Here is a 26,775-nt window from a genome sequence, read left to right on the forward strand (position 1 = left end):
CATCCACGAGCCTTAGTTTAGCTACTGAGGGCCCGGAGCATCCCCAAAATCGGGAACGTCCAGCCGCTCTCCCCCGCGGTTGGCGGACTGATGGGCGATAATTCCGGGCAAGGTAAACCGCGCCGCAACCCAGGCATTTACCGGCGGCAGGGACCCCTCGGTGACGGCGGTGACGAAGTCATCCACCAGGAAGTGATGACTCCCTTCATGCCCGTTGGGGGCGCCATGAAACTCCTTCGGCAACCGCTTGATGTCGTGCACCGGGGCATGGCCGGAGGTGAACGCGTCGCGGAGTTCGGGCGCAACGTGGGCCAGCGCGGGATCGTCGGCGGACATGGTGGCGGCGGTGTCCAACTCGGCGGAGACATCGTGCACCTTTTCCTTGTCCTGCCAAACCGAAATGTGCGCCAACTGCTCGAAGCTGGCATCCGTGCCGAAATAGCGGAACCTGGATTCACGCATGTGCGAGGGATAGCCGACCCTGCGCATCTCGTTCGTCCGCATTACGCCGCCGTCGGATAGCTCGAACATGGCGGTGGCGTTGGAGAAGTCGTTGTCGAACATGCTGACGTCCTTGTCGAAGACCCCGTCGCCGCGCTCGTCCTTAACCCCGATGCAGCTGACGCTGACGGCATGCGACGGCAGCGCTCCCAGGACACCTCCAATGGCGTGGGTCGGATACAGCATCGGCGGGTAGCTGGCGGTCTTTTTCCAGTCTGCGCCGCCGCTGTACTGGTATGCGGCATAGAAGCCAAGATCCATATCGTGGACGTAGTCGCCCTCGGCATAAAACACGCGTCCAAACTCGCCTGTACTGAGTTTCTTCCGGGCGTAGACAGTTGCCGGGTTGTAGTAGCTGGTCTCCCCCATCATGTAAGTAAGTCCGGTTTCCTTAACCGCGGCGATGATGTCCGCAATCTCCTCCTCGGAAATCGCCATCGGCACCGCCGAGTAGACATGCTTGCCGGCGCGCAGAGCCTGGACCACCAAGGGGCCATGCGTCCACCGCTGGGTAAAAATGGCAACCGCATCGACGTCGCTGGCCAGCAGCGCGTCAAAGTCCTCAACGGTGCCATCGAGGCCTTCGCGCCCGGTGAGCTCGTCCGCACGCCCGGGTTCGACGTCGGTCACCACGATGGAGCCGACTCCCGGATGGAGCCTGAACAGCTTCGCGAACTGCCCGGCAAATTGTCCTGCTCCTACAAGTCCCAGCGACATGGTCATGATGTTCCTCCTTGTTGGTTCTTCTCCTGATGCGCATTTCGAATGCACCCGCTGCTTGCGTTGCAAGAAATCTACTCGTGTATACCCATGCGGCGCAAGCATAGATTCTGATTGCTCTTCACGCAGATGAAAGGCTTGCCAACGAATTTATACACGTGTAGATTGCTCGGCAAGTGTCATCTGGATCACACGTTTCCACGTGGAGCAACGATCCATCTTGGGAACCGAGTGAAGGAGTCATGATGGTTACGACCACAAGCGAATCGGCTGTCGCCAGGCCGCCTGCCCGCCCGAAACGCCGCAAACGGCGCGACGACACCAAGCTGGCGATGCTGTTCATTTTTCCGGCGACCATTGGCCTGGTTGCCTTCTATTTTTGGCCGCTGCTGCGCGGTATCTGGCTGAGCTTCACCTCGTGGGACCTGCTCTCGGCAGCACAATTCGTTGGCCTGGCCAACTACGAGCGGATGTTTTCGGACCCGATCTTTTGGAACGCCGTACGGGTGACCTTGTACTACGTCTTCATCAACATCACCATCCAGACCGCAGCAGCCCTTCTGATTGCGGTACTGATGCAGCGGCTGACGCAATCAACGTTGGTGCGCTCCCTGATCCTGGCGCCATACCTGGTATCAAACGTCGTCGCCGGTCTGGTGTTCCTGTGGATCCTGGACTTCCAGCTGGGCATTGGCAACCAGATAATTGAATGGATCGGGCTGGACCGCATTGGCTTCTTCACGAGTGAGGCCTGGGCCATACCGACTATCGCATTGGTCAACGTGTGGCGGCATATGGGTTACACGGCGCTGCTGATCTTCGCCGGTCTGCAGTCCATCCCCGGCGGCCTCTATGAAGCGGCCCGGGTCGACGGAGCCTCCGAGCCGCGGATGTTCTTCGGTATCACCTTGCCACTGTTGCGCCCCATCCTTGGCCTGGTGCTGATCATCACGGTCATCGGTTCATTCCAGGTCTTCGACACCATCTCGGTCACCACCGGTGGAGGCCCGGTCAACGCCAGCCGCGTTCTGCAGGTCTACATCTACGACAGCGCGTTTGCCCAGTTCAACTTCGGCTACGCGGCCGCGCTCAGCGTCGCGATGCTGGCGATCCTGATGATCGTCACTTTCTTCCAATACCGGGTAACCCGCGCCGGCCAGTCAGATTTGAACTAAGGAGTCTCCCATGTCGCAAACCACTGCCGAGGCGCAGCCAGGCGCCACAGATGTCGCCGAAACTGACCCCGCAAATCCGAACAGCCGGCACACCGAGCGGAAACGACGGCGGCCAACCATCGGCCGTATCTTCGCCTGGATCGCCATGATCGCCCTGCTGGTGGCCACGATCTTCCCGTTCTACTGGATGCTGCGCACGGCACTCTCGAGTAACGACGCACTGTACGCGAACGCCACCTCGCTGCTGCCGGTCGATTTCAGCTGGGGTGGCTTCGAAAGGGTCTTCGGAATGCAGTCCACGGAGGAAGCAATCGCGCAGGGAGGATCCGGGGCCGACATGAATTTCTGGCGCTACCTGGGCAACTCCGTGTTCGTGGCGACCGGCATCACCGTCTGCCAGGTCTTCTTTTCCGCGATGGCGGCCTACGCCTTCTCCCGGCTGCGCTGGAGGGGCCGCAGTTTCGTCTTCAGCCTGTTCCTGCTCTCCCTCATGGTCCCGCTGATCTTCACCCTGCTGCCCAACTTCCTGCTGATCAAACAGCTCGGCCTGGTCGATACTTTGCTCGGGATCATGCTCCCCGGTTTGTTCATGGCACCATTCGCGATCTTCTTCCTTCGTCAGTTCTTCTTGAACGTTCCCCTGGAAGTGGAAGAAGCCGCACTGATTGATGGTGCGAGCAAGATCCGCGTCTTTTTCCGGCTGATTATCCCGATGTCGGCGGCTCCGATCGCAACGATCTCGATCCTGACCTACATCACGGCCTGGAATGACTACTTCTGGCCCTTGATGGTGTCGTATTCCGACCGGTCCCGGGTGCTCACGGTGGCGTTGGGATCCTTCAGCGCACAGACACCACAAACAGGGCCGGACTGGGCGGGACTGATGGCGGCGACGCTGGTGGCGGCGCTGCCGATGATCATTCTGTTCGCCTGCTTCGCAAAGAAAATCGTCAATTCCATCGGCTTCAGCGGAATCAAGTGAGGTACTCCATGAAAACAACACACTCTTTCCGCAGAGCTGCAGTGCGTCGCCGGTTGCGGCGGGGACTGGCCGGAACGACGGCGGCTGTGAGCCTGGCTGCGGGACTCGCCGCCTGTGGCACTCCAGTCAGTACGGGAACCACGACCCTTGACTATTGGTTGTGGGACTCGGCCCAACTACCGGGCTACCAAAAATGCGTCGACGCCTTTGAAGAGGATAATCCCAACATCGATGTCCGCATCACCCAGTACGGCTTTGACGACTATTGGGCAAAATTGACCGCCAGCTTCGTCGCCGAGGCCGGACCCGACGTCTTCACCAACCATGCAAGCAAGTATCCCGAGTTTGTCAGCCGCGGCGTTCTGCTTCCATTGAAAACACTGGACGCGACCAGCGACTTCGACGCGGATGAATTCCAGGACGGTCTGGCTGAGCTGTGGCAGGGCCCGGACGGAAAACAGTACGGCATGCCAAAAGACTTTGATACGGTCGCGCTGTTCTACGACAAACAGGTGCTTGAGAAGGCGGGAATGACTCCAGAGGACCTCCGGAATCTCACGTGGAATCCAGAGGACGGCGGAACCTTCGAGGACGTACTCGCCCACCTGACCATCGACAAGAACGGCGTCCGCGGTGACGAGCCTGGTTTCGACCCAAATAATGTCAAAGTCTACGGGCTGGCCTCGGCGGGGTCCGGCGGCTATCACGGCCAGACGCATTGGTCCTGGTTGGCAGGTTCCACCGGATGGAACTTCAATAACCAGAAGGTTTGGGGCGACGAATACAACTACGACGACCCACGCTTCCAGAAAACCATCGAGTGGTACTTCGGACTGGTCGAAAAGGGATACCTGCCTCCATTCGAAAAGGTAGGTGCAACACCCAATGCCTCCCAGCAGCTCGGATCAGGCAACGCGGCAATAGCGGCCGACGGTTCCTGGATGATCCGGATCTACGCAGGGCTGCAGAACGTCGACATGGGCATCGCCAAGATTCCTTCCGGCCCCGTCGGACATCCCGTCTCGATGTTCAATGGGTTGGGCGATTCGATCAGCGCGCAGACGGAGCATCCCGAAGAAGCCGCGGAACTGGTGGACTTCCTGGGATCCGACCAATGCCAGGTCATCATCGGCAAGGAAGGCGTCGTGCTCCCGGCGCGGCCGGCGGGAACACAGGCGGCAATCGAGACCTTCAAGTCAAAGGGAATCGACCCAACTCCGTTCACGGAACTGGTGGAAAACCAGAACACAATGCTGTTCCCGGTCACCGATCACGGGGCCACGATCAACTCGATCATGCAACCGGTGATGGACGAGATCTACATCGGCACGCGCGACGTATCCACCTTGGACGAGGTCAACAAGCGCATCAACCGCCTGTTCGATTAGTCGCGGAACATTTGGTGTCACGAATCGACACAAAGGCTTCGTGACGGTCATGCGGAGTCACGCTCTCGCCCTTACTGCCGGCGTTCCAAGACACTGAAATCCCCGACAGAACAGGAGCCTGATATGACTACCGCTTGGTCGTTTGAAACCCGCCAAATCCACTCCGGGCAAGAGCCCGATGCTGCGACCGGCGCGCGTGCGTTGCCGATCTACCAGACCAGTTCGTTTGTGTTTCCCAGCGCCGAAAGTGCGGCCAACCGCTTCGCCTTGGCCGAGCTCGCTCCGATTTATACCCGGATCGGCAACCCCACCTCCGAAGCAGTTGAAGCCCGGGTCGCCGACTTGGAAGGTGGAGTCGGCGCACTGCTGCTCGCTTCAGGCCAGGCAGCCGGAACCTACGCGGTGCTGAATCTGGCTGAATCCGGTGATCATGTCGTTGCGAGCCCGAGCCTGTACGGCGGAACCTACAACCTCTTCGCTCACACCCTGAAGAAGCTCGGTGTGGAGGTTACGTTCGTGGCCGACCCCGATGACTTGGAACAGTGGCGCGATGCCGTCCGGCCGAATACGAAGCTGTTCTTCGGTGAAGTGGTGTCCAACCCGCGGCAGGATGTGCTGGACCTCGAGGGTGTCAGCAAGGTCGCCCATGACGCCGGCGTGCCCCTGATTGTCGACAACACGCTGGCGACGCCCTATCTCATCCGACCGCTGGAGTGGGGCGCCGACGTCGTCGTCCATTCCGCCACCAAGTACCTGGGCGGGCACGGGAACGCGATTGCCGGCGTAATTATCGACGGCGGCAAGTTCGACTACACGAAGGACCCGGAAAGGTTCCCTGGCTTTAACACTCCCGACCCGACCTATAACGGTTTAGTGTTCGGCCGGGACCTGGGCGAGGGCGGAGCGCTGGGTGCGAACCTGTCCTACATCCTCAAGGCACGGGTGCAGTTGCTGCGGGACCTGGGCGCCGCCGTCGCACCTTTCAACGCCTTCTTGATCGCCCAGGGCCTGGAAACACTGAGCCTGCGGGTGGAACGGCATGTGGAGAACGCCAATACAGTCGCCCGCTGGCTGGAAGACCGGGATGAAGTGGATTCCGTTGCCTACGCCGGCCTGCCATCCAGCCGTTGGTACGAACGGGGCCGCAAATACGGTCCGAAGGGCACCGGCGCCGTCATCGCTTTCAACATCAAGGGCGGTTTGGAGTCCGGGCGTCGGTTTGTCGACGGCTTGGAACTGCACTCCAATGTGGCCAATATTGGCGATGTCCGGTCCTTGGTGATCCACCCGGCATCCACCACGCACGGCCAACTCACAGCAGAGGAACAGCACCGCGCGGGGGTCACACCGGGTTTGGTGCGGCTGTCGGTCGGCCTGGAGAACATCGAGGACATCCTCGCCGACCTCGACGCCGGATTCCGGGCGGCCAAGAGCACCTGACCGCGAACGAACCAGCACACGTCAGCCGCGCACACTTCGGCCCACCATTCACCCCTCTGGATTGTGGGCCGAAGTGGCGTGGGCCCACACTCCAGGCATGAAAAGTGGGACAGATCGGTTCCTGCCCACCCGGAAGTAGCTCCGAGTGGGCGGGAAGCGAAGCTGAGCGGGCTTATCCCAACGCGGGGTGGCGATCCGACAGGACGAACCTATCCCAGGGACGAAACTGGTACGGTCTGGTCGACTGCATCGCGGGAGATGCTGACCATGTCCGCACGCGGAACCACCTTGACCCGTTCCCGTGCCAGGGGACCATCCACACTCGCCGCCTCACCGAGTTGCCGCTCATGCGCGTCGAGAGCGAGCCACCCGTCCCAGCCGGTGTACTCGATTCCCCGGCTATCGAGCAGCTCGACGACGGCGCCCTCATCCCGGATGCCCGCCGGCGTCAGTCCGTCCGCGTCTTCCAACAGGTGGTTGATGGTCTCCAACGCGTCGCCCTTGGTGTGCCCGATCAGCCCCACCGGTCCGCGCTTTATCCATCCGGTGGCATAGAGCCCGGCCGCCGGTGCGCCGTCCCGGTCCAGGATCCTGCCGCCGTCGTTCGGGATGATGCCCTTGCTGTGGTCGAAACCCACCTCGGGCAGGGCAGAACCGAAATAGCCCACTGCCCGGTAGACAGCCTGCACCGGATAATCGAGGTATTCTCCGGTGCCCCTTACCCCGCCGGAGCCGTCCAGCCCGTTCCGCTCGAACCGGATCCCATTGACCTCCCCATCCACACCGGTAATCTCCACCGGGTTGTGCAGGAAGTGAAGGTGCAGCCGGCGGCTGGCCCCGGTGTCCTGTTCCTCGGCCACCCAGTTGGTCAGTGTGCCGACCATGTTCTTGACCTGGTTGTTGCTCCTGACCGCTTCGTCCGACGCGGCGTCGAATTCGAAGTCGTCCGGATACAGGACAATGTCGACGTCCTTCGAGTGCGACAGTTCGCGCAGTTCCAAGGGGGTGAATTTCACTTGGGCCGGGCCGCGCCGGCCAAAGACATGCACGTCGGTGACCGGGGAATCCTTCAATGCCCGGTACACATTGTCCGGAATCTCTGTCTCCAGCAGGTCATCGGCATGTTTGGAAAGCATCCGCGCCACGTCAAGTGCCACATTTCCGTTGCCCAACACCGCGACCTGGCGGGCTTGCAGAGGCCAGTGACGGCCGGCGTCGGGATGACCGTCGTACCAGGAAACAAACTGAGCCGCGCCGAACGACCCGTCCAGCTCAATACCGGGAATGTTCAAGTCGGCATCCTCGATGGCACCCGTAGCGAAGATGACGGCGTCGTAATGTTCCCGCAGGTCGGCCAAGGTCAGATCGGTTCCGTACTCGACATTGCCGAAGAAACGAACATCTCCCCGGTCGAGCACCTTGTGCAACGCCTTGACGATCCCCTTGATCCGTGGATGATCGGGCGCAACGCCGTACCGGATGAGCCCGTAGGGCGCCGGATACCTGTCGAACAGATCCAGGCTGACCTTAATGTCTCCGGATTGGACCTGTTCCGATTTTGCGAGCATATCGGCCGCGTAAATTCCTGCCGGTCCGGCTCCGATAATGGCAATTCTCAGTGGGCGGCTAATGCGCTCTCCCATGGTGTTCCTTTCGCTGTGGCATAGTGCGGTGGGTTTGCTGCGTAATGCGGCGGGTTTGTTGCGTAATGCGGTGAGAGGGTGACAACGTCCCCGACGACGATCACCGCCGGTGACTCGACGCCGCGGGCCTTGGCTGTGCCGGCGATGTCGGCAAGCGTGCCGGTGGTGACGCGCTGCTGCGGCATCCAGCCGTTCTCGATGATGGCAACCGGGGTATCCGGTGAGCGACCGTACTCCATCAGGATCCGGACGGATTCTTCAAGCCGGGCCACGCCCATCAGCAGCAGCAAGGTGTGGTCCGCACCGGGCGGAACCTGTCCCGCTTGGATGCGGAGGTCTTCGTGTCCGGTCAGCACGCTGAACCCCTTCGCCAGCCCGCGGTGTGTCACCGGGATTCCGGCGGCGGCCGGCACGGAGATAGCTGACGTGACACCGGGAACCACTTGGACGTCGATGCCATGGCTGCGGCAGTATTGTTCCTCTTCGCCGCCGCGGCCGAGCACATACGGATCTCCACCCTTGAGGCGGACCACGTGCCGGCCCATCAACGCCTGTTCGACCAGAATCCGGTTGATGGTTTCCTGCGGCACCGGGTGGTGGCCGGGTGACTTCCCGACGTCGATAATCCGCACGCCGTCACCGAGCCTGCCCAGAATAGAGCGCGGGCCCAGCCGGTCGGCGACGACGACGTCGGCCTGGCTGAGCAGCCGGTGTCCGGTCGCGGTGATGAGGCCTTCGTCCGCCGGTCCCCCGCCGACCAGAGCGACCCACCCGGTGCCGACGTCGTCCGCTTTCCGGAATCTACGCAGCGGCAACTGGCCAGAGTCGAGTGCGGCGGTGATGCCATCCCGCACTGCCGCGGCACGCTTCGGATCTCCTCCGGCGTTGACTGCGACCTTGATGCCGTCGCGTTCGGCCACCGCTGGCACCCACATCCGCGACGTCTGGTGGCTGCCGCCCCGGGAGGCCCAGATGTGGGCTGCCTCCGCCTCGGCCACGATCCGCTCATCAACCGTAGGCGAGCCGGTATAGGCAAATACCAGCCAAGCCTCCTGCAGATCAGCCGGTTGGTAGTCCCGCCGTTCCCAGCGCAATGCTCCAGTCCCGGCCCATTCGGTGATGTCCTCGCAGGCGAACGGTGCCACGACGGTGACATTGGCGCCGTCGTCCAGCAGCGCCGGGATGCGGCGGGCGGCCACCGGGCCGGCTCCGGCGATGAGCACCTTGCGCCCCGCCAGTTGCAGGGAAATGGGATAGGTCATGGCTGTCCTTCGATTCCGGGAGCTTCCGGTCTGTGGTTTTCTTCGTGTGTGGAGGCGACGATGCCGGCGAGGATGATCGCCGCGGCAAGCCCGAGACACAGCAGCACCTCGACAGGGTGACGGCGCGGGGCCATCATGTGTGGATTCCGCATTCGGTCTTGGCCAATCCGGCCCACCGACCGGCGCGGGGGTCCTCGCCGTCGGCAACCGGACGGGTGCATGGCCAGCAGCCGATCGAGGGGTAACCTTCGGCCAGCAGGACGTTGACCGGCACGTCGTGGACGGCGGCATAATCGAGCAGTTCGTCGAAGCTCCAAGCCGCCAACGGGTTCACTTTGACCAACCCGTGCCGCTCATCCCAACTGATCAGCGGGGCCTTGGTCCGGGTAGGTCCCTCCTCCCGCCGGATTCCGGTGAACCACACTTCGTAGTTGGCCAGAGCGCGGGCCAGCGGCGCAACCTTGCGGAGCTGGCAGCACAACGACGGATCCCGGGCGAACAGGTCCTTGCCGTGTTCGGCGTCCTGTTCAGCGACGGATTGTTCCGGCTCCACGTCCACCACGTTCACATTCAGTCTGTGAGCGACGTCGGCGCGGGTGCCGAGGGTTTCCGCGAAGTGGTACCCGGTATCCAAAAACAGAACGTCGACACCGGGAAGCTGCTGCGCTACCAGATGCGGCAGCACCGCGTTGGCCATGGAACTGGCGACGGCGGCGGCGCGGACGTCGAAATGTTCCGCAACCCAGCCGATCAGCTCCGCGGCTGAAGCATCAGCGCCCAGCGTGGCGGAACCAGAGTCCGCGAGCGCCTTGAGCTCGCCGGCCGGGCGGCGCAGCAGCTGGGCACTCACTTCAGCACCTCATCGTCTGCGCGGTGCGACCATTCGGCGAAGGTCTCGCCGTCGGCCCGCTGGTCCACGTAGGTGCGGACCATCCGTTCGACGTAGTCGGCCAGCCCGTCGGCGGTGACCTTCAGCCCGCGGATCGTTCGCCCCAGTCCGGCCTCGTCCCGTTCGTTCGACGCCAGCCCGCCGCCGAGGTGGACCTGGAATCCCGGCGTCTGCCCGCCGTCGCCGTCGGGAAGCAGTTGTCCCTTCAGGCCGATGTCGGCGGTCTGGATCCGCGCGCAGGAATTAGGACACCCATTGACGTTCAACGTCAGTTGTTCCGGCAGCGTGCCGGCGTCGGCCAGATCGGCGAGGCGTACCTCAAGTTCGTCGACGGCGGCCGCAGCAGTGTCCTTGGTGTCGACGATGGCCAGTTTGCAGAATTCGATGCCGGTGCAGGCCATGGTCGAGCGGCGGAACAGGGAGGGCCGGGCGGTCAAGCCAAGGGATTCGACGTCGGCCAGCAACGGTTCCACCTCGGCCTCGTCGACGTCGAGCAGCACCAGCTTCTGATGCGGGGTGGTCCGCAGCCGGTAGGAGCCATGGGCCTCCAGCATGTCGGCCAGCCGGCGCAGCATCGTTCCGGATGCCCGGCCGACGGTGGGAGCCACGCCGAGGAAGAACCGGCCGTCTTTTTGCCGATGCACTCCCACATGGTCGCCGGGTGAGGATGGACGCTCGGCGGGCGGTCCGTCCGGCAGCGGGCCCTGCAGGTACTCCTCCTCCAGCACCCGGCGCAGCTTTTCGGCGCCCCAGTCCTTGAGCAGGAATTTCATCCGGGCGCGGTGGCGCATCCGGCGGTATCCGTAGTCGCGGAAGATGCAGGTTACTCCGTACCAGACTTCCGCCGCACGTTCCGGCGGGACGAAGACGTTGAGCCGCTCGGCCAGCCTCGGGTTGGTGGACAGGCCACCGCCCACCCAGAGGTCGTAGCCGGGCCCCAGCTCAGGATGGACCACGCCGATCAGCGAGACGTCGTTGATCTCATGCACCACGTCCTGGCTGGGATGGCCACTGATGGCCGTCTTGTACTTTCGCGGCAGGTTCGCCAGGTCCGGGTCGCCGATGTACTTGCGGGCGATCTCCTGGATGGCCGGCGTTGGGTCGAGGATTTCATCGGCGGCGATGCCTGCGACCGGCGAACCGAGGATCACCCGCGGAACGTCCCCGCAGGCTTCGGTGGTCTGCAGTCCCGCCGCTTCGAGACGCCGCCAGATTTCGGGAACGTCTTCCACCCGGATCCAGTGCAACTGGATGTTCTGCCGGTCGGAGAGATCTGCGGTATCCCGGCCGAACTCGGTGGAAAGGTCCGCGATCACCCGCAGCTGATCGGTGGTCAACGCACCGCCGTCGATTCTCACCCGCAGCATGAAGTACTTGTCTTCGATCTCCTCGACGGACAAGGTCGCGGTCTTGCCGCCGTCGATCCCGGGCTTGCGCTGCGTGTAGAGGCCCCACCAACGGAACCGCCCGTGCAGATCGGTCGGGTCGATCGAGTCGAATCCATGCTTGGAGTAGACCTGCTCGATCCGCTCCCGCACGTTGAGCCCGTTGTCCTGGCTCTTCCATTCCTCGTTTCCGTTCAACGGTTCGGTACCGTCGATTTTCCACTGGCCCTGTGGCTTGCTGGGGCCGGGGCCGGTCAGGGCCGCAGGCGATGCCGGTGCCAATTGCGCTGTCTGAGAGGTCGTCATGAGTGGGACGCTACTGGCGTGCAGATCAGGAAACAAAGGGCGTCGCAACGCCAATTCACGACCCGAAACTTCGGTTCTTCGACCTACATAAAACGTCATGTTCCGGGCATAAGAAAATGCCCCGGTGCTTGCGGTTCGACGCTGTAATCCAGCGTCCAGCTACCGTTAGGGAGCCTGCTGTAGCATCCGGTTGGTGGAACGCTTAGTACACCGGGATAAACGACTTACTCCAGTGCAGGGGATCAAGCGCCTCATCACGTGCGCGGTCGTTGCTGCGCTGGCCGCCTCGGCGTCTGCCTGCACAGCTGACGGTCCGAGCCCCGAGCCTGCAGCAGAAAAACTCGCCACGGCCTTGTCGTCAATGGATGTATCTGGAATCTCCTTCGCGGACGCCGCCGGAGGCAAGGCGAATAAGCGGCTCGAAGAGATGACAGCGGGCATGGAGGAGTTGAAGCCCAAGGTCTCTGTTGCCGACGTCGAAATTGCTGAAGATGACGACGGCGCCGCCACCGCCAAGCTTCGCTACACCTGGGATCTCGAGGGCACCAAGGACTGGTCTTATACTGCGAACGCGCAGCTGGTCCTTGGTGGGGAGGACGAGTGGCACCCAACCTGGTCTCCCGCCGTCGTCGCCCCTGGACTTAAACCGGGAGAGGCCCTGACAATGCGTACCACTCCGGGCGACCGTGCCGGGATCCGCGGTTCCGACGGCGGGGAACTGGAGGCCGGCAGCCCGATTCTTGGGACGGTTGGCCAAGCGACAGCTGAAATGGCTGAATCCTCGAAGGGCGCATTCGAGGCGGGAGATACCACTGGCCTGACCGGCCTGCAATACGTCCACAATAAGCAACTCAGCGGGCCGCCGGGCGTAACGGTCCTCGCAGTCCCGCCGGGAACGGGCTCAGGGCAAACCGCAGGGACCGAACGGGAAGCGCGGGTGTTGTTCAATTCGAAGCCGGCACCGGGCAAGGCACTTCAAACGACTCTGGACAATGATCTCCAACTGCTGGCTGAGGACGTTCTCCAAGCCGAAGACTCAGCGTCTGCGATCGTGGCCATACGCCCGTCCAGCGGCGAAATCCTGGCCGCCGCTGATGGCCCGGACGGTAGTGGGCAAGCGAACAGCATGTTGGGCCAGTATCCGCCTGGGTCGACGTTCAAGGTTGCCACTTCGCTTGGCTTGATCCGCCAGGGAATGACTCCCGAATCGACAGTATCCTGCACCGACAACTACCAGGGCTTCCAGAACGCGCCGACGTACCCTGACAGCGCCTTGGGCGAGATCCCACTGAAGCTGGCCGTTGCGCAATCGTGCAACACCGCATTCATCTCGGAAAGCGGCACAGTGTCCCAGCGCGACTTGGCGTCGGCTGCGGCGGCATTGGGCATTGGCGTCGAAACGGATCTGGGATACCCGGCATTCTTCGGCTCCGTACCGGCGAAGGCCGATCCGGCGATGCATGCCGTATCGATGTTCGGACAGGGTGAGGTCCAGGTTTCGCCACTGTCCCTGGCCACCATGGCTGCCTCAGTCGGAGAAGGTGACCGTGTGACACCGAAACTGCTGGATGAAAGTGCCGGTGAACGTGGCGCCAGCACTGAACCCACCGAATCCGCGGCTCCCCGCGCTGAACCTACCGAATCCGGGAAACCGGGCAGTGGTACCAAACCGGTCACTGAGGAAGAAGCAGCCATGCTGCGCACAATGATGCGCGGTGTGGTGACTCAAGGCGGTGCCTCGATGCTGCGCGACATTCCGGGTGCTCCCGTGATCGCCAAGACCGGTACAGCGGAATTCGGCAGTGGGACACCACCGAAGACCCACGCGTGGATGGTTGCCGTCCATGGAGACCTTGCCGTCGCCGTCTTTGTCGAAGAAGGCGAGTACGGGTCGACCTCCGGGGGACCTTTGATGGAGGCGTTCCTCGAGGGTGCTGCGCAAAGCTAATGCGGGCCGCGGTCACGGAAATGCGGAACCCACGCCATTGACAGCGTCGAACCGGTCCAGCGCGATCTGTGCCAACGAGGCATCCGGCAGCAAGGGTTCCGTCACGACGTCGGCCCCACTCCTGCCAAGTTGGTCATGGAAGTAACCGGGCGCCAAGAGATAGGACGCGACGGCGGCACGCGGGTTGACGGCCCGCACCCCGGCTACAGATTCGGCAACGGTGGGACGGGCGGAAGCGCCGTAACCGGCCACCACCTCGGTTCCGCGCAGCTGTCTCAACCGACCGGCCACATCCTCGACGGCGGTAGTGGCGTCAGCACGGGAGGAGCCTGCTGCCGCAAGAACCACGCTTTCGTCCGCGGCGACCTTTGCCTCCTCAAGCCGGCGCTGCAACATGTCAGCCAGCCGGTCATCCGGGCCCAAAGGTGCCGCTGCCGCCGTCGGACCCCCGGCTGGACCTGTTGCCCGGGCGCGGACGGCGCGGGCGATGTCCACGCTGGTGTGGAAGCCAACCGACAACAACAGCGGAACGACGACGGCGGGAACGCCGGGTGCCAGCCCCGCCAGCACGGCGGGCAGCTGCGGTTGCTGGACGTCCACATAGGCCTCGCGCACATCGAGTCCCGGCCTAAGCGCCGCGATATCACTACGCAACTGGTGGATGGCTTGCTGCCCCACCTCGTTCGCGGTGCCATGCGAGCAGGCGATCAGGACCGGTTGCATCGGCTGCTCCTCATTGTTTGTAGGCATACGGCGTGATCACGTTCAACCCCAGTTCGGCAAACCGGTTGACGTCGCGGCAGACAACGGTGAGCCGGTGCCGGAGCGCGGTCGCGGCGATCAGGGAATCGATCGGAGGCAGGTCCGGCGCCGATGTCAGCGACCCCCGTTCCGCAGCGACCGCCGGGTCGATGGACAGGATGTTGGCCGGGAACCGCCGCCGCAGCTCTTCGACCCATTGACGGCCGGATTCCTCATCAGCCTGTTCGTGGCTGTGCAGCCCGTACAGATCGCCTACGGTCAGCACGGAAACGTAGAGCCGCTGATGCCGGCGCAGTTCCAGGAACCTGATGACCGACGGATCGGGAGAGGCGCTGCGGACCTCGACCACGACGTCGGTATCCAGCAGCAGCCCGGATGCCTGATTCATTCGGCACCGCCGTCGTGCCTCGGATCGGTGGCGGTCCCACGCTCCACAGCCGTGCCGCCGTCGTCGGCTGCAGAGGTGGCAGCGCCGAGCAGGAAGTCGACAAACTCCGCCCGGGCGGAAGTAAGCGACTCATACTCCTCAAGCGTGAGCGCATTCTGATGTTGCGGGGAAGGATTCTGCATGTCATCGGCGCGGATGGGCCGGTTCCTCTCAATCTGCTCTTGCCGGCACCAGTTGCCCACGGGCGAATGCCGGCCGCTTCCTCATCCGAACCACCCTGCACAGTACCGGGGTTGGTGTGCGGCCAAGTCGGAGCTTTCCGGCCGCATCTCTTGAAGCTGTCTCGAGTATAAACACGACGCGGGGCACGGGGATCTGGATGGAGCTTAGTCTTTCGTCACAAACCGGCTTGAACGGTTCACGCACCGTCATGTTCGGCATTTCCTTGGTGGTGGAGGGCACCCGGCCCTTACGGTTTTCAGACAGCTGCTAAACAACTTTCCGCGTCAGCGACCTTCGAACAAGAGGGTGTGGGTGCTCCGGGTGCGAGCCTGACGCAGTGTGTATCTTTCAGCCGGCCATTTTCCGTTGCCGGCGATGACGACAACAAAGGATCCACCATGACTACAAATGTGGCTACTCCGTGCCCAAAAACCGGAAGTACAACCTACCCGGCACTTTCTTACGAGCTCTATCCACCCCGCAGTCCGTCCGCGGAAGCGGTGCTGTGGCGGACCATCCGCGAACTGGAAGCGACCGCTCCGGACTACGTATCCGTGACCTATGGGGCCGGCGGAAGCAACCACAACACAGCCCTCGACCTGCTGGCCAGAATCCATGACCGGACAACGCTGCGGCCGCTCGCCCACCTGACCTGTGTCGGCAAGAGCCGGGCGGAACTGGCTGCTGTGATCGACGCGTTAATCGACCGCGGGGTCCGCGGCATCCTGGCGCTCCGCGGCGACGAGCCACAATCCGGTTCTGCTGTCCGCGAGCTGGAGCGCGCAGTCCATCTGGTGGAACTTGTCCGCGAGGTGGAGCGCACCCGCACCGCACATCTGGCCGCCGGACGACTCTCCATCGGCGTGGCCGCCTATGCGAACCGGCACCCGGAGTCACCCAGTGTGGAGCACGACGTCGACGTGCTGCTGGCCAAACAGGCAGCGGGGGCGGATTTCGCCGTCACCCAACTGTTCTTCCGGCCCGGAGAGTACCGGGACCTGCTCAAAAGGGCACAGCGCGCAGGAGTGGTGATCCCGGTCATCCCGGGCATCATGCCTTTCACCAGCATCCGGCGCATTAACCGCCTCAGCGAACTGGCAGGCATTGCACCCGACGCCGCGCTGATGGACAGGTTAACCGGCGCCGGAGACGCCCACATCCGTCACGAACGGGGTCTACAAGCCACCGTTGAACTGGCCGAAGAGGTGCTGGAAGCGGGCGCACCCGGACTTCATCTCTACACCTTCAATGACCACACCGCCACACTCGAGATCGTCAACCGTCTCGACCTTGCCCGTCCGTCGACAAACCCGACAACCCCGTCCACAAGCCAGCGTATCCGCACCAGTGCCTGACCATCATCCGCCAGACCAGCACCTGCCTGACCAGCACCTGCCTGACCGCCACCAAAATAAGGAGTTCACCATGCCCAGCCCCATATCCACACCATTCCCGTCAGCCACCATCGTTGGCTATCCACGCATTGGCCGGCGCCGCGAATTGAAGCGGGCCGTCGAGTCCTACTGGGCCGGCAGCAGCGACGCCGCCACGCTGCAGCGCGAGGCCGCGGATCTGCGGCACAACCAGTATGCCCGGCTGGCCGGGTTGGGTCTGGACGCCGGCAATTCGTCCATTCCGGCATCGTTTTCGTTCTACGACCAGGTGCTGGACACCGCAGTCGCCGTCGGTGCCGTGCCGCAGCGCTTCGCGGGAATTCTTGACGACGACGGCGGGATCGGCCTCGATGCCTACTTCACCTTGGCGCGTGGGAATGACCAAAACCCGCCGCTGGAACTGACCAAGTGGTTCGATTCCAACTACCACTATCTGGTGCCGGAAATCGGCCGGGAGACCACATTCCGCTACGCCAACAGCTGGGTCAGGGACCACTTCGTGCAGGCCTCGGACGCCGGTTTCACCACCCGCCCCACGCTGATCGGACCGGTGACTTTCCTGCTGCTCAGCAAGGCCGCCGAAGGCGCCGGAGAAGGGTTCAGGCCACTGTCCCGGCTGGACGATCTGCTTCCGGTGTACCAGCAGATCCTGGAAGACCTCAGCATCGCCGGGGTCCAGTGGGTGCAGTTGGAGGAGCCAGCTTTGGTAGCCGATCAGCCGGTCGACGACGGCGAACTGGCCGCCGCCGTCGAACGCGCCTACCGCACCCTGACGGACGGCAACCGCCCGCAGATCCTGGTCACCACACCGTATGGTTCGGCCGGGAATTTGCTGCCCGTGCTGGCCGGCACTGACATTGAGGCGTTGCACATCGATGTCTTCAAGGGCACCGTCCCGGACGCTTCGGCACTGCAGGATCTCGGCAGTACGGCCCTCGTCGCCGGTTTGGTGGATGGACACAATATCTGGAAAGCGGATCTGGAAGCCGCCGCCGGCAGCCTGGCCCGCCTGGAGGAGTTGGCCGGGCAGATTGCTGTTTCCACCTCGACCAGCCTGCTGCACGTGCCCTACGACGCCGATGATGAGCAACAGCTCGATCCGGCTCTGCACAGCTGGCTGGCCTTCGCCGATCAGAAAGTCGCCGAGGTGGTGGCGCTGTCCCGCGCCATCGGAGCTGCCGGCGCCATTGATGCGGAGATCACGGCGGCCGCAGAGGTGCTGGCCTCCCGCCCTAACGCCGCAGGCGTCCGGCGGGCCGAAGTCCGCCACCGGACGGCCGCCCTCGCCGCGTCCGATTTCCGCCGCGCCGACTACGCGGTCCGTGAAGCAGCCCAGGCCGAATCCCTGAACCTCCCGCCGTTGCCCACCACCACAACGGGCTCGTTCCCGCAGACCAGCGAAATCCGTTCCGCCCGGGCGCTGGCCCGGAAGGGTGAACTCGGTGCCGATGAGTACACGCAGGCGATGCAGGTGGAAATTAAGCGTGTGATCGACCTGCAGGAAGACCTCGGCTTCGATGTGCTGGTCCACGGTGAAGCCGAACGTAATGACATGGTGCAATACTTCGCCGAACATCTGGACGGATTCGAAGCCACCACGCATGGATGGGTGCAATCCTACGGATCCCGGTGCACCCGTCCTGCCGTACTGTGGGGCGATGTCAGCCGGCCGGCCCCGATCACCGTTCCGTGGAGCGTCTACGCTCAATCGCTGACCAACAAGCCGGTTAAGGGCATGCTCACCGGACCGGTGACCATCCTGGCGTGGTCCTTCGTGCGGGACGACCAGCCACAGCGTGAAACCGCCAACCAGGTGGCGCTGGCGCTGCGCGACGAGATCACCGACTTGGAGGCCGCGTCCATCCCGATCGTCCAGGTCGACGAGCCTGCGCTTCGCGAACTGCTGCCGCTCCGCCGGGCCGATCAGGCCGACTACCTGGACTGGTCCGTCAACGCGTTCCGGCTGGCCACCTCCGGCGCGGCGGCCGCGACCCAGGTACACACTCATCTGTGCTACTCCGAGTTTGGGGCGGTGATAGGCGCCATCGATGCCCTCGACGCGGATGTGACCAGCATCGAAGCGGCGCGCTCGAAGATGGAAGTCGTCACGGACCTGAGGCAGCACGGCTTTGGCCGAGGAGTTGGGCCCGGCGTCTATGACATCCACTCTCCCCGTGTGCCTTCCGCTGACGAAGTGCGGCAGTTGCTCCAATCCGCCCTGGACCACGTACCGGCGTCGCAGTTGTGGGTCAATCCGGACTGCGGGCTGAAGACCCGAGGCTATGCGGAGGTCACCGCATCCCTGCGCCACCTGGTGCAGGCGGCCGTGTCGGTTCGGGAATCGCTGGTACCGGCGGTCTGAGGGACACCGCGCCTGCGCAGGAGGAGGTAGGACGTATGGACGCCAGACGGGTCACCACTTAGCGTGGTGAGCTGCATCACTCCCCGACTAGGAGGCTCACCCGTCTTGGTTTCGCTCATTTCCGCCATCCGTCCCAGGCGCCGCCGCGGTCTACGCCGCGGTGGCGCCGCCGTCGTTGCAGCTGCAGTCATCGCTTCCAGCGGAGCCGCGCTCCCGGCGCAGGCAACACCGGAACAGGACGGAAGCGACGAACCATCCGCGCTCCATTCGCTGCGTGCGCCGGTCAGCGACGAGAACTTCTACTTCGTCATGGCAGACCGCTTCGAAAACGGCGATCCGGCCAACGACGACGCCGGACTGGGCAACGATCCGATGGTTTCCGGATTCGATCCAACCGACAAGGGTTTTTACAACGGCGGTGATCTGGCGGGTTTGCTGGAGCGTATCGACTACATCGAGGGGCTCGGCACTACATCCATCTGGCTGACTCCCAGCTTCAAGAACAAGCCGGTCCAGCCCGAAGACGGTTCGGCCGGCTACCACGGTTACTGGATTACAGACTTCACCCAAATCGATCCGCACTTGGGCACCAATGAGGAGCTCAAGAAGTTGATTGACGAGGCGCATTCACGGGGGATGAAAGTTTACTTCGACATCATCACCAACCACACTGCGGACGTTATCGGATATGAGGAAGGAGCCCGTGCTCCATACATCCCGAAGGATGCTGAACCATATGAAACCGCCGCAGGAGTGCCCTTCGACGACCGGGACTACGCCGGCACGGAAGCCTTCCCGCAGCTCGATCCGGAAACATCCTTCCCCTACACGCCGGTGCTCGAGCCGGAGGAACGGACGCTGAAGGTTCCGGCTTGGCTCAACGACCCATCGCTCTACCACAACCGGGGTGACACCACCTTCGCCGGCGAAAACTCCTACTACGGGGATTTCTTCGGTTTGGATGACCTGTTTACCGAAGACCCGCGGGTAGTTAACGGAATGATCGATATCTATCAGACCTGGATCGCCGACTTCGGCATCGACGGTTTCCGGATCGACACCATGAAACACGTCAATGACAAGTTCTGGCAGAAATTCGGTCCGGAAGTGCTGTCATTCGCGAAGGCTCAAGGCAAGGAAGAATTCTTCATGTTTGGTGAAGTCTTCGATACGGACAAGGCCTACACCTCCCGGTTTACCACCAAAAACAATATGCAGGCCGTCCTCGACTTTCCGTTCCAGGATGCCGCCCGCAACTTTGCCTCCCGCGGGCAGGACGCAGACGCCCTGATGAACTTCTTCGCCGCGGATGATTGGTATACCGATGCGGACTCGAATGCATACCAGTTGCCCACCTTCCTCGGGAACCATGACATGGGACGGATTGGCAGCTTCATCATGGCGGACAACCCGCAAGGGGCGGAATCGGAATGGCTGGAGCGATCCGAACTGGCGCACGAGCTCATGTACTTCTCCCGCGGCAACCCTGTGGTCTACTACGGAGACGAACAGGGCTTCACCGGCCCGGGCGGAGACCAGAATGCGCGGCAGAGCATGTTTGCCAGTCAGGTTCCGGACTATCAGGACGACGAACTGCTGGGCACGACGTCGACCCACGCCTCGGACAATTTCAACACCTCGCATCCGTTGTACCAGCACATCAGCGGGTTGGCAGCCATAACCGAAGAGCACCCGACCCTGCGTGACGGTGCCCACCAGAACCGGTATGCCTCGAACGGCCGCGGCATCTACGCCTTTTCCCGGATCGACGCGCAGGATCAGCGGGAATACGTCGTCGCAGTAAATAACAGCGAGAGCGAAGCCTCCGCACAGGTCGATACCTTCATACCGAAACGGAACTTCACGAAGATCTATGGCGAAGGCGCCGGGCACGTCAAAACGAGCGAAGAAGGAAACCTTTCGTTGTCGGTTCCTGCGCTGTCGACCGTCGTCTATCAATCGTCAGGGCGAATCCCGCACTCCAACGAGGCACCGGATATAGAACTGGCTGAACCCGCTGCCGCGGCTGCGGACAATGGCCGGATGCATGTAGCGGCCGACGTCGATGGCTCCTCGTTCTATGAGGTCACCTTTGAAGCCAAGGTCGCAGACGGGGAATGGAAGCCCATCGGCACGGACGACAATTCGCCGTATCAGGTATTCCATGACATTAGTGGGCTGGAACCAGGCATGCCGATCGACTATCGGGCCGTCGTCCTTGATAACGCGGGGCATACTTCAATCAGCCAGGTCGAGGCTGCCGATGTCCCCTCTCCCATACTGACAATGGAGCTACCGGAGGAAAACAGCGACGTGCAGGATGAGGTCGAGGTCCGCGCGGTCGCTGAACCGGAGAAAGCCACCTACACGGTTCGTTTTGAGCGGAGCGTGGACGGTGGCGAATGGACGTCCATAGGTTCCGACGATTCCTCCCCTGCCTACACGGTGTCCGATGATCTGGCAACACTGGAACTGGCTGAGGGAACCCAGGTCCGGTACAGGGCACTGCTGGGAAACGTCGTCAGCGACATCCGCACCGTGACGGTCGGCAACGACGTCCAGCAGCCGGAGACAGTCGCAGTTGCGGGCAGCTTGAACACGGAGATCGGCTGCCCCGAAGACTGGCAGCCAAATTGCTACCAAGCGCAGATGACCTTCGTCGAGTCAGAGCACACATGGAAGCTGACAATTCAGGATCTCCCCTCTGGCCAATACGAATTCAAGGCCGCACTGGACCGAAGCTGGACGGAGAACTATGGCGCCGGAGGTATCCGGCATGGCGCAAATATACCGCTGGATCATCCGGGCGGTGCAGTCACGCTTCACTACGATCACCAAACCCACGTGATCAGTGCGCGTTAGCCGCCACTGAGGTGCCCCGAAGGTCGCATCTCCTCCACAGCGATGGGCGCCCCAAGGAACATCCACATACCACCGATGACCCGTACCACTCCTCACGGACCGCGAGCACACTTGAGTCTACGAAACGTGTTTGAGGAGACGGTATGTGCGAAATTTGCAATGGAAAGTCCCATCGGCAGGTAGTGGCCGAAACCAAAATCAGAGTTGCCCGGTATGGCTGGTCAATGGTGATGGTCGACGGAGAATTGACCTCTCCCGCATTTGGCTACACGGTTGGCCTTTCCGAGCGTCGGCATCCGGAGCTATTGATCACTGGCAGGACCAGCCCGGAAACGGCCGACCTGCTGACCCTCCTCACCCATATGGTCCTCGACCACGGTGATGAGCTGACTGCCGGGCTAACCCTCGAACTTCCCGAACGGAATGTTTATCTGGCACCGATGGAACAACCGCGGGATGTCCTGCTTATGGCCGCCAAAATCTATTCATGGAGAGTGCAGGCTCTGCAGGCAGTTTGGGCTGACAATTCCGGCCGTTTTCCATGGGAACAGCAACCGCCCGACGTGCTGACACAGCCACTGTACGGGACACCTCCATCCAGCTGGCCGGCGCACAGACTACAGGGCTGACAGAAGGCCTCGGACCCAGTGGCGGGACGTCGCCCTACGGCACCGCCGGTGCCGTTGCGGCAGGGACGGGGGTACCCGCCGTCGTCATCATTCCTGGTGATTCCGGCGCTTCAACTTTCCCTCCACGGGAGAACGCGGTCTTCGTCGCAAAAAGGTAGTTCCGAACGCCCAACCGCACCCGGTCAGCCGGGCGCCACGAGTGGCCCGACCAGGTGTACATCCCGTATTCGGGCCAGCGGTCGCGGATAGCATCGGCGAACTCGTTGGCGTTCCGGCCGTAGCGGCTCACATGCCGGTCCTCTATTTCAAGGAGGAGACTGGGACGCCAGGCATCGATGGTGCCTGTGGTGCCGTCGAGGACGTCCGGTTCAAAACCTTCAACGTCGACCTTGATAAACGAAACCGGTCCCACATTGTTCGCGGCGCACCAGGAATCAATGGTGGTCATCGAGGTTGCCTGGTTCCTGGAACTCCCAAACGAGGGCGTCCGCACCTGTTGCACGCCCTCGGCCACGTGCGCGTGGCCATGGATCGGGATGCCGAAACGGGTGGGCAACACGAGGCTGTGTTCGCCGTGCCCGGCACCAAGCGCCCCTTTGGTGATATTGATTTGACCCGAGCGGCTCAACCGGCGGATCAGCCGAAGCACCCGTCCCTGATGCTGCTGCGGTTCAAATGAGTGCACGCGACCGCTTCCACCGACGAGCTGCGCCAGGGGAAATGAGTACATACCGTACCCCGCGCCGACGTCGAACACCTGGTCGCCCGGACAGATTACAGCCTGCAGTCCCGCCACTTCCGGCTCAACAATGCGGAGCCGGGCAAGCTTCAGCAGTATTTCATGCAGAGCACCTGGGCGCAGGAAACGGGGAGAAGCGTCGATTGTGGTCACGCGCCATCACGGTACGCATCGAGTTTGACCGGTTGCCGGGTGCAGGCTGGCAAAACACTGAGTGCCGTCGTCGTGCTGTCCATGTCGCTTATTCTAGACGGGACTTTGGGAAACAGCGGAGGCAGAGGTAATGACGATGGTGGGATCCGGACTGATTGCAGAAGGCGCCGAGCTGGAAAAAGTTGCGACCGGCACCACCTGGGCGGAAGGGCCGGTGTGGCTGGCGGAGCGCCGCGCCGTCCGGTTCAGCGACATTCCCGCGAACCGGATCGTGGAGTACAGCGAGGAGTCTGGGGAGCTGAGCGTGTATTCGGCCAATGCCGAGTACACAAACGGCCGCACGCTTGACCTCGACGGTGCTGTAATCCAGTGCTCCCATGGCCGCAGGGCGGTGGAGCGCGACGACGACGGAAAGCTGACGACGCTCGTGGATTCCTGGCGCGGGGTACGGCTCAACTCACCCAACGACGTCGTCGTCGCTTCCGACGGCACAATCTGGTTCACCGACCCGTCATACGGCATCCGAAAAGCCGGCGAGGGACACGCTGGCGAACTTGAGTACGGCGACCACTACGTGTTCCGGTACGATCCGGCGAGCGGCAAACTCGACCCGGTGGTGATCGACGTCGAGATGCCGAACGGGCTGGCCTTTTCGCCGGACGAGTCGATCCTCTACGTCTCGGACTCGTCAGTCGACCCGCCGGGAACGCCTGTTCCGGGGAGGCCGGGCGGGCATGCGATTCACGCCTACGACGTTTTTGAGGGCCGCCATGCCAAGAACGGCAGGATCTTCGCCGAGGTAAGCCCGGGGCTGCCGGACGGATTCCGCGTGGACCGGGACGGCAATGTCTGGACCTCGAGCTGGGATTCGGTACAGGTCTTTTCTCCTGCTGGCGAACTCATCGAGCGCATTCCCGTGCCGGAGCGCGTTGCCAACCTGTGTTTCGGTGGCGACGACGGCGCGGCCCTGTACATCACGGCGTCGTCCAGTATGTACCGGATCAGGACGACGACGTCGGACGCGGCCGTCTCCGCGCGGCCTCATAAATGAGCATCACCAGTGTGGCCGTCTGTGGAGCCGCCAGTGAAGCGACCTGAAGGGATAGCCATGGATTCTGAAGCCTGGGACGAACGATACCGGGAGGCACGCTCCAGCGGAGAGGGTGGTGGTCTCTGGTCCACCCGGCCGCACAGGAAGCTGCAGGAAATCGGCGGGCCGCTCAATCCCGGCACGGCGCTCGATCTGGCCACCGGAGACGGGAGGAACGCGGTCTGGTTGGCCGACCGTGGCTGGCAAGTCACCGCCGTCGACTTCTCCGCCGAGGGCCTGGATATTGCGCGCGCCCGGGGCACGGCCGGAGGTATCGCCATTGACTGGCAGCTCGGCGATGCCACGCGCTGGGAACCGTCCCGGAAGTACGACCTGATCATCATCACCTATCTGCATCTGGATGCGGACTCGAACAGCAACGTGATCCGCCGCGCTGCACAGTGGCTCGCACCCGGCGGGACATTGCTGGTGATCGGGCACGACAAGGAGAACCTCACCCGCGGCACCGGAGGACCACAAGACCCGGACATTCTCTACACTCCGGGGATGCTGCTCGCCGCGGCCGAAGGACTGAGCATCATCGCTGCGGAGCAGATAGTCCGGAATACTGCGGCGGATCCGGAAGGCCCGCAAGACGAAGGGCACGACGCCGTCGACACCCTTCTGCATGCGGTCAACAATTCAACGCTTTAACTGTCACCATCGCCGGAGTTCGGAATTCAACAGTCAGCCCAGTACTCAGGCGGTGTGCACCCTGCGGCCCGTAACGCTTGCAGAACGGATTCCGACGAAGCTGGTCCGCCGGCCTGACGCCCACGGTTCTTCCATCGCGCTGCCCCAAAGATTGGTAAGCAATTCCTCATCCTCGACCAGCTCCACCGTGCCTTGAGCGAGGACAGCCCAGCCCGCCATTTCGGCAGTTTTGACCACATCCACCTGGAACGCACCGGGCTCCAGCGGCAACGACCGGCCGATATCGCCATCTTCAGCCGTGCGGAAGTAAATACCACGATCGAGCACTGTATAATTGACGGGAAAGATGTTTACAGCATTCTCCCGCACGAATCCGACCCGCCCGGTCTGCTGAGTGGTGAGTAGATTCCAACACTCATCAACCGTCAGGTCCTCGCCGACGCGGAGGGTGCCAGGCATCCCCCGATATTCGTTCTCTCTTGGATCCACAATTCACCTTCCAACGAAGCCTCCGGCTCGGGCTGCAAGCACGCCCTCGTCGTTCGCTCCCCAGCCTAAGCGCCCTGCTGCCCGAAAGGTAGGGCCAAAAAGATAATGCACGAAACGCCGGTCAGCCACCCATCTTTGAGCCCGAATGGTCCGAACAATTAACATCATGAAACTGCAATCCGGGCTCGTCGAGGAACAACTGGGCAGGGTCAGCCAGCCAACTGGTCCCGCTGCCCCGGCGATGCCTGTCCCCAAATCCGGATCTGGGCCGCACCGCGTCCCCATGAACAGGGTCGGCCGCTATCGCTTGGACGGCGTACTCGGCCGTGGATCTGCCGCCACCGTGTACCGCGGCTTCGATCTGGAGCAGGACAAGGCAGTCGCCCTGAAGGTGTATTCCGAACCCGCCGGGGATCCAGACCTCCATGCCCGGTGTCACCGCGAAGCCTCGCTGCTCGGCCAAGCCCGGCACGACGCCGTCGTCCGCCTGTTGGAACACGGAACCGAAGCCGCCGATGCCGGCGTCGAACATCATTACATGTGCCTTGAGTTGGTGGAGGGCGCGGACTTGCGGCAGTTGATCCGAAAGGCCCGCCGGACGCCGGCAGAGGTGACCGCTTGGGGTTTCGACCTGCTGCGGGCGCTGGCGCACATCCACGGTCTTGGGATCGTGCACCGGGATGTGAAACCCGCGAACATCCTGATCGGGGCGAACTCCCACCGGTCGGGTACGCATGCCAAACTCACCGACTTCGGCAGTGCCGCGTACGGTAAAGCGGTTGCGCCGGGACTTTCCCTCGGGACCGCGCTGTACACCAGTCCGGAGCAGGCCCGCGAGTCCGCCGCCGGTCCGGCCAGCGACATCTACTCGCTGGGCCTGGTGCTGATCGAGTGCCTCAGCGGAAAGCCCGCCTTCAGCGGTATCCCGATGGCCGCGATGCTCGCCAGGACAATGCGCCGCCCGCAAATCCCGTCCGGTCTGCCGCCACGCCTGGCCGCGGTGCTGAAGTCGATGACCGCCGTCGATCCGGGACAGCGGCCCGCCGCCGCCGAGGCTGCCCACGCGTTGGCCGGCGCTTGAGCTAACCTGGACGCGCCTGAGCCGGACCACGATCGCCCCGCTTTCTGCCTTGCCGCCTGCCGGCTTAGTACTTCGACTTGCCGCCCGACTTACTGCTTCGAGTGGAAAATGCCGGTGAGCGAAGGACACGGGGGAATGTCCAACGCTCACCGGCACCGTTGACCAGCCTGGGCTGATCGTTCTTCACTCGCACCTTCATGAGGTAGAAACAACGTTAACAACGCACCTTGGGAAGTCACCGGTCGCGAACTGTCAGGACGCTGGGAACGGTGCAGCGGCATCGAAATTACGACGGCGGCCATGCCTCTGGA

General features: G+C 62.8%; 23 protein-coding genes and 1 riboswitch. Of the genes, 12 read left to right on the forward strand and 11 right to left on the reverse strand.

Annotated features, from left to right (window positions below; translation table 11 throughout):
• Positions 1-21: 21 nt before the first annotated feature.
• Positions 22-1,224, reverse strand: coding sequence for a Gfo/Idh/MocA family protein (locus tag ACX80B_RS13190; RefSeq protein ID WP_459296871.1), 1,203 nt, complete (start codon positions 1,222-1,224; stop codon positions 22-24).
• A 239-nt stretch (positions 1,225-1,463) separates the two neighbouring features.
• Between ACX80B_RS13190 and ACX80B_RS13195 the strand changes: the two genes are divergently transcribed.
• The 4 genes from ACX80B_RS13195 (at position 1,464) to ACX80B_RS13210 (ending at position 6,206) form a co-directional block, all read left to right on the forward strand.
• Positions 1,464-2,396 (forward strand): carbohydrate ABC transporter permease, encoded by a 933-nt coding sequence (locus ACX80B_RS13195; protein WP_459296873.1) that lies wholly within the window; start codon positions 1,464-1,466, stop codon positions 2,394-2,396.
• Between the two features lie 10 nt (positions 2,397-2,406).
• The gene (locus tag ACX80B_RS13200; protein WP_459296875.1) at positions 2,407-3,378 is read left to right on the forward strand and encodes a carbohydrate ABC transporter permease; all 972 of its coding nucleotides are present in this window, start codon (positions 2,407-2,409) and stop codon (positions 3,376-3,378) included.
• Between the two features lie 8 nt (positions 3,379-3,386).
• Positions 3,387-4,766 carry an ABC transporter substrate-binding protein gene (locus ACX80B_RS13205; protein WP_459296877.1) on the forward strand — a complete coding sequence of 460 codons (1,380 nt, stop codon included), beginning with the start codon at positions 3,387-3,389 and terminating at the stop codon, positions 4,764-4,766.
• A 93-nt stretch (positions 4,767-4,859) separates the two neighbouring features.
• Positions 4,860-6,206, forward strand: coding sequence for a bifunctional o-acetylhomoserine/o-acetylserine sulfhydrylase (locus tag ACX80B_RS13210; protein WP_459297262.1), 1,347 nt, complete (start codon positions 4,860-4,862; stop codon positions 6,204-6,206).
• Between the two features lie 209 nt (positions 6,207-6,415).
• Here the strand turns inward: ACX80B_RS13210 and ACX80B_RS13215 are convergent, their stop codons facing one another.
• Genes ACX80B_RS13215 through ACX80B_RS13235 form a run of 5 tightly spaced genes read right to left on the reverse strand, consistent with a single transcriptional unit; the run spans position 6,416 to position 11,691 of the window.
• A complete protein-coding gene (locus ACX80B_RS13215) occupies positions 6,416-7,849 on the reverse strand; it encodes an FAD-dependent oxidoreductase (RefSeq protein ID WP_459296879.1) in 1,434 nt (477 codons plus the stop codon).
• Complete coding sequence (cobA, locus tag ACX80B_RS13220) at positions 7,822-9,111, reverse strand: uroporphyrinogen-III C-methyltransferase (RefSeq protein WP_459296881.1); 1,290 nt, start codon at positions 9,109-9,111, stop codon at positions 7,822-7,824. The genes ACX80B_RS13215 and cobA overlap by 28 nt, the downstream gene beginning before the upstream one ends.
• A complete protein-coding gene (locus ACX80B_RS13225) occupies positions 9,108-9,248 on the reverse strand; it encodes a hypothetical protein (RefSeq protein ID WP_459296883.1) in 141 nt (46 codons plus the stop codon). Before ACX80B_RS13225 ends, cobA begins: the two co-directional genes overlap by 4 nt.
• On the reverse strand, positions 9,245-9,961 hold the full coding sequence (locus tag ACX80B_RS13230) for a phosphoadenylyl-sulfate reductase (RefSeq protein WP_459296885.1): 717 nt from the start codon (positions 9,959-9,961) through the stop codon (positions 9,245-9,247). The genes ACX80B_RS13225 and ACX80B_RS13230 overlap by 4 nt, the downstream gene beginning before the upstream one ends.
• Positions 9,958-11,691, reverse strand: a complete 1,734-nt coding sequence (locus ACX80B_RS13235; protein WP_459296887.1) for a nitrite/sulfite reductase — start codon at positions 11,689-11,691, stop codon at positions 9,958-9,960. Before ACX80B_RS13235 ends, ACX80B_RS13230 begins: the two co-directional genes overlap by 4 nt.
• Before the next feature lie 193 nt (positions 11,692-11,884).
• Between ACX80B_RS13235 and ACX80B_RS13240 the strand changes: the two genes are divergently transcribed.
• Positions 11,885-13,639, forward strand: coding sequence for a penicillin-binding transpeptidase domain-containing protein (locus tag ACX80B_RS13240; protein WP_459296889.1), 1,755 nt, complete (start codon positions 11,885-11,887; stop codon positions 13,637-13,639).
• Between the two features lie 12 nt (positions 13,640-13,651).
• Here ACX80B_RS13240 and ACX80B_RS13245 read toward each other — a convergent pair whose 3' ends face one another.
• Genes ACX80B_RS13245 through ACX80B_RS13255 form a run of 3 tightly spaced genes read right to left on the reverse strand, consistent with a single transcriptional unit; the run spans position 13,652 to position 14,971 of the window.
• Entirely contained in the window at positions 13,652-14,362 is a 711-nt protein-coding gene (locus ACX80B_RS13245; RefSeq protein WP_459296891.1) for a sirohydrochlorin chelatase, read from the reverse strand.
• Positions 14,363-14,372: 10 nt separating this feature from the next.
• A complete protein-coding gene (locus ACX80B_RS13250; RefSeq protein ID WP_459296893.1) occupies positions 14,373-14,789 on the reverse strand; it encodes a PIN domain-containing protein in 417 nt (138 codons plus the stop codon).
• Positions 14,786-14,971 (reverse strand): hypothetical protein, encoded by a 186-nt coding sequence (locus tag ACX80B_RS13255; protein ID WP_459296895.1) that lies wholly within the window; start codon positions 14,969-14,971, stop codon positions 14,786-14,788. The genes ACX80B_RS13250 and ACX80B_RS13255 overlap by 4 nt, the downstream gene beginning before the upstream one ends.
• Positions 14,972-15,001: 30 nt before the next feature.
• Positions 15,002-15,127: riboswitch (SAM riboswitch) on the reverse strand.
• A 282-nt stretch (positions 15,128-15,409) separates the two neighbouring features.
• Here ACX80B_RS13255 and ACX80B_RS13260 point away from each other — a divergent pair.
• From ACX80B_RS13260 to ACX80B_RS13275, 4 genes are all read left to right on the forward strand, one after another.
• Positions 15,410-16,366, forward strand: coding sequence for a methylenetetrahydrofolate reductase (locus ACX80B_RS13260; RefSeq protein ID WP_459296897.1), 957 nt, complete (start codon positions 15,410-15,412; stop codon positions 16,364-16,366).
• A gap of 70 nt (positions 16,367-16,436) precedes the next feature.
• The gene (metE, locus tag ACX80B_RS13265) at positions 16,437-18,767 is read left to right on the forward strand and encodes a 5-methyltetrahydropteroyltriglutamate--homocysteine S-methyltransferase (RefSeq protein WP_459296899.1); all 2,331 of its coding nucleotides are present in this window, start codon (positions 16,437-16,439) and stop codon (positions 18,765-18,767) included.
• A gap of 105 nt (positions 18,768-18,872) precedes the next feature.
• Complete coding sequence (locus ACX80B_RS13270; RefSeq protein ID WP_459296901.1) at positions 18,873-21,629, forward strand: alpha-amylase family glycosyl hydrolase; 2,757 nt, start codon at positions 18,873-18,875, stop codon at positions 21,627-21,629.
• 143 nt (positions 21,630-21,772) lie between these two features.
• Positions 21,773-22,258 carry a DUF4262 domain-containing protein gene (locus ACX80B_RS13275; protein WP_459296903.1) on the forward strand — a complete coding sequence of 162 codons (486 nt, stop codon included), beginning with the start codon at positions 21,773-21,775 and terminating at the stop codon, positions 22,256-22,258.
• 34 nt (positions 22,259-22,292) lie between these two features.
• Here the strand turns inward: ACX80B_RS13275 and ACX80B_RS13280 are convergent, their stop codons facing one another.
• Positions 22,293-23,150, reverse strand: coding sequence for an FkbM family methyltransferase (locus ACX80B_RS13280; RefSeq protein ID WP_459296905.1), 858 nt, complete (start codon positions 23,148-23,150; stop codon positions 22,293-22,295).
• A 130-nt stretch (positions 23,151-23,280) separates the two neighbouring features.
• On the opposite strand from ACX80B_RS13280, the gene ACX80B_RS13285 reads away from it, so the two are divergent.
• Together ACX80B_RS13285 and ACX80B_RS13290 are read left to right on the forward strand one after the other, a co-directional pair.
• Entirely contained in the window at positions 23,281-24,201 is a 921-nt protein-coding gene (locus ACX80B_RS13285) for an SMP-30/gluconolactonase/LRE family protein (protein WP_459296907.1), read from the forward strand.
• A 57-nt stretch (positions 24,202-24,258) separates the two neighbouring features.
• The gene (locus tag ACX80B_RS13290; protein ID WP_459296908.1) at positions 24,259-24,894 is read left to right on the forward strand and encodes a class I SAM-dependent methyltransferase; all 636 of its coding nucleotides are present in this window, start codon (positions 24,259-24,261) and stop codon (positions 24,892-24,894) included.
• Positions 24,895-24,939: 45 nt separating this feature from the next.
• Here ACX80B_RS13290 and ACX80B_RS13295 read toward each other — a convergent pair whose 3' ends face one another.
• Positions 24,940-25,353, reverse strand: a complete 414-nt coding sequence (locus ACX80B_RS13295) for a pyridoxamine 5'-phosphate oxidase family protein (RefSeq protein ID WP_459296909.1) — start codon at positions 25,351-25,353, stop codon at positions 24,940-24,942.
• Positions 25,354-25,549: 196 nt separating this feature from the next.
• Here ACX80B_RS13295 and ACX80B_RS13300 point away from each other — a divergent pair, with 196 nt between their 5' ends.
• Positions 25,550-26,464 (forward strand): serine/threonine-protein kinase, encoded by a 915-nt coding sequence (locus ACX80B_RS13300; RefSeq protein ID WP_459296911.1) that lies wholly within the window; start codon positions 25,550-25,552, stop codon positions 26,462-26,464.
• The last annotated feature ends 311 nt before the right edge of the window (positions 26,465-26,775 follow it).

Source organism: Arthrobacter monumenti (assembly GCF_054511255.1).

What these genes read in the sequence shown, in the direction of transcription:
- ACX80B_RS13205 (WP_459296877.1), top strand. Translation starts at nt 3,387, where the DNA reads ATGAAAACAACACACTCTTTCCGCAGAGCTGCAGTGCGTCGCCGGTTG.
- ACX80B_RS13255 (WP_459296895.1), bottom strand. Translation starts at nt 14,971, where the DNA reads ATGCAGAATCCTTCCCCGCAACATCAGAATGCGCTCACGCTTGAGGAG.
- ACX80B_RS13200 (WP_459296875.1), top strand. Translation starts at nt 2,407, where the DNA reads ATGTCGCAAACCACTGCCGAGGCGCAGCCAGGCGCCACAGATGTCGCC.
- ACX80B_RS13290 (WP_459296908.1), top strand. Translation starts at nt 24,259, where the DNA reads ATGGATTCTGAAGCCTGGGACGAACGATACCGGGAGGCACGCTCCAGC.
- ACX80B_RS13195 (WP_459296873.1), top strand. Translation starts at nt 1,464, where the DNA reads ATGATGGTTACGACCACAAGCGAATCGGCTGTCGCCAGGCCGCCTGCC.
- ACX80B_RS13300 (WP_459296911.1), top strand. Translation starts at nt 25,550, where the DNA reads ATGAAACTGCAATCCGGGCTCGTCGAGGAACAACTGGGCAGGGTCAGC.
- ACX80B_RS13215 (WP_459296879.1), bottom strand. Translation starts at nt 7,849, where the DNA reads ATGGGAGAGCGCATTAGCCGCCCACTGAGAATTGCCATTATCGGAGCC.
- ACX80B_RS13250 (WP_459296893.1), bottom strand. Translation starts at nt 14,789, where the DNA reads ATGAATCAGGCATCCGGGCTGCTGCTGGATACCGACGTCGTGGTCGAG.
- ACX80B_RS13285 (WP_459296907.1), top strand. Translation starts at nt 23,281, where the DNA reads ATGACGATGGTGGGATCCGGACTGATTGCAGAAGGCGCCGAGCTGGAA.
- ACX80B_RS13260 (WP_459296897.1), top strand. Translation starts at nt 15,410, where the DNA reads ATGACTACAAATGTGGCTACTCCGTGCCCAAAAACCGGAAGTACAACC.
- ACX80B_RS13235 (WP_459296887.1), bottom strand. Translation starts at nt 11,691, where the DNA reads ATGACGACCTCTCAGACAGCGCAATTGGCACCGGCATCGCCTGCGGCC.
- ACX80B_RS13190 (WP_459296871.1), bottom strand. Translation starts at nt 1,224, where the DNA reads ATGACCATGTCGCTGGGACTTGTAGGAGCAGGACAATTTGCCGGGCAG.
- ACX80B_RS13275 (WP_459296903.1), top strand. Translation starts at nt 21,773, where the DNA reads ATGTGCGAAATTTGCAATGGAAAGTCCCATCGGCAGGTAGTGGCCGAA.
- metE (WP_459296899.1), top strand. Translation starts at nt 16,437, where the DNA reads ATGCCCAGCCCCATATCCACACCATTCCCGTCAGCCACCATCGTTGGC.
- ACX80B_RS13295 (WP_459296909.1), bottom strand. Translation starts at nt 25,353, where the DNA reads ATGCCTGGCACCCTCCGCGTCGGCGAGGACCTGACGGTTGATGAGTGT.
- ACX80B_RS13225 (WP_459296883.1), bottom strand. Translation starts at nt 9,248, where the DNA reads ATGATGGCCCCGCGCCGTCACCCTGTCGAGGTGCTGCTGTGTCTCGGG.
- cobA (WP_459296881.1), bottom strand. Translation starts at nt 9,111, where the DNA reads ATGACCTATCCCATTTCCCTGCAACTGGCGGGGCGCAAGGTGCTCATC.
- ACX80B_RS13245 (WP_459296891.1), bottom strand. Translation starts at nt 14,362, where the DNA reads ATGCAACCGGTCCTGATCGCCTGCTCGCATGGCACCGCGAACGAGGTG.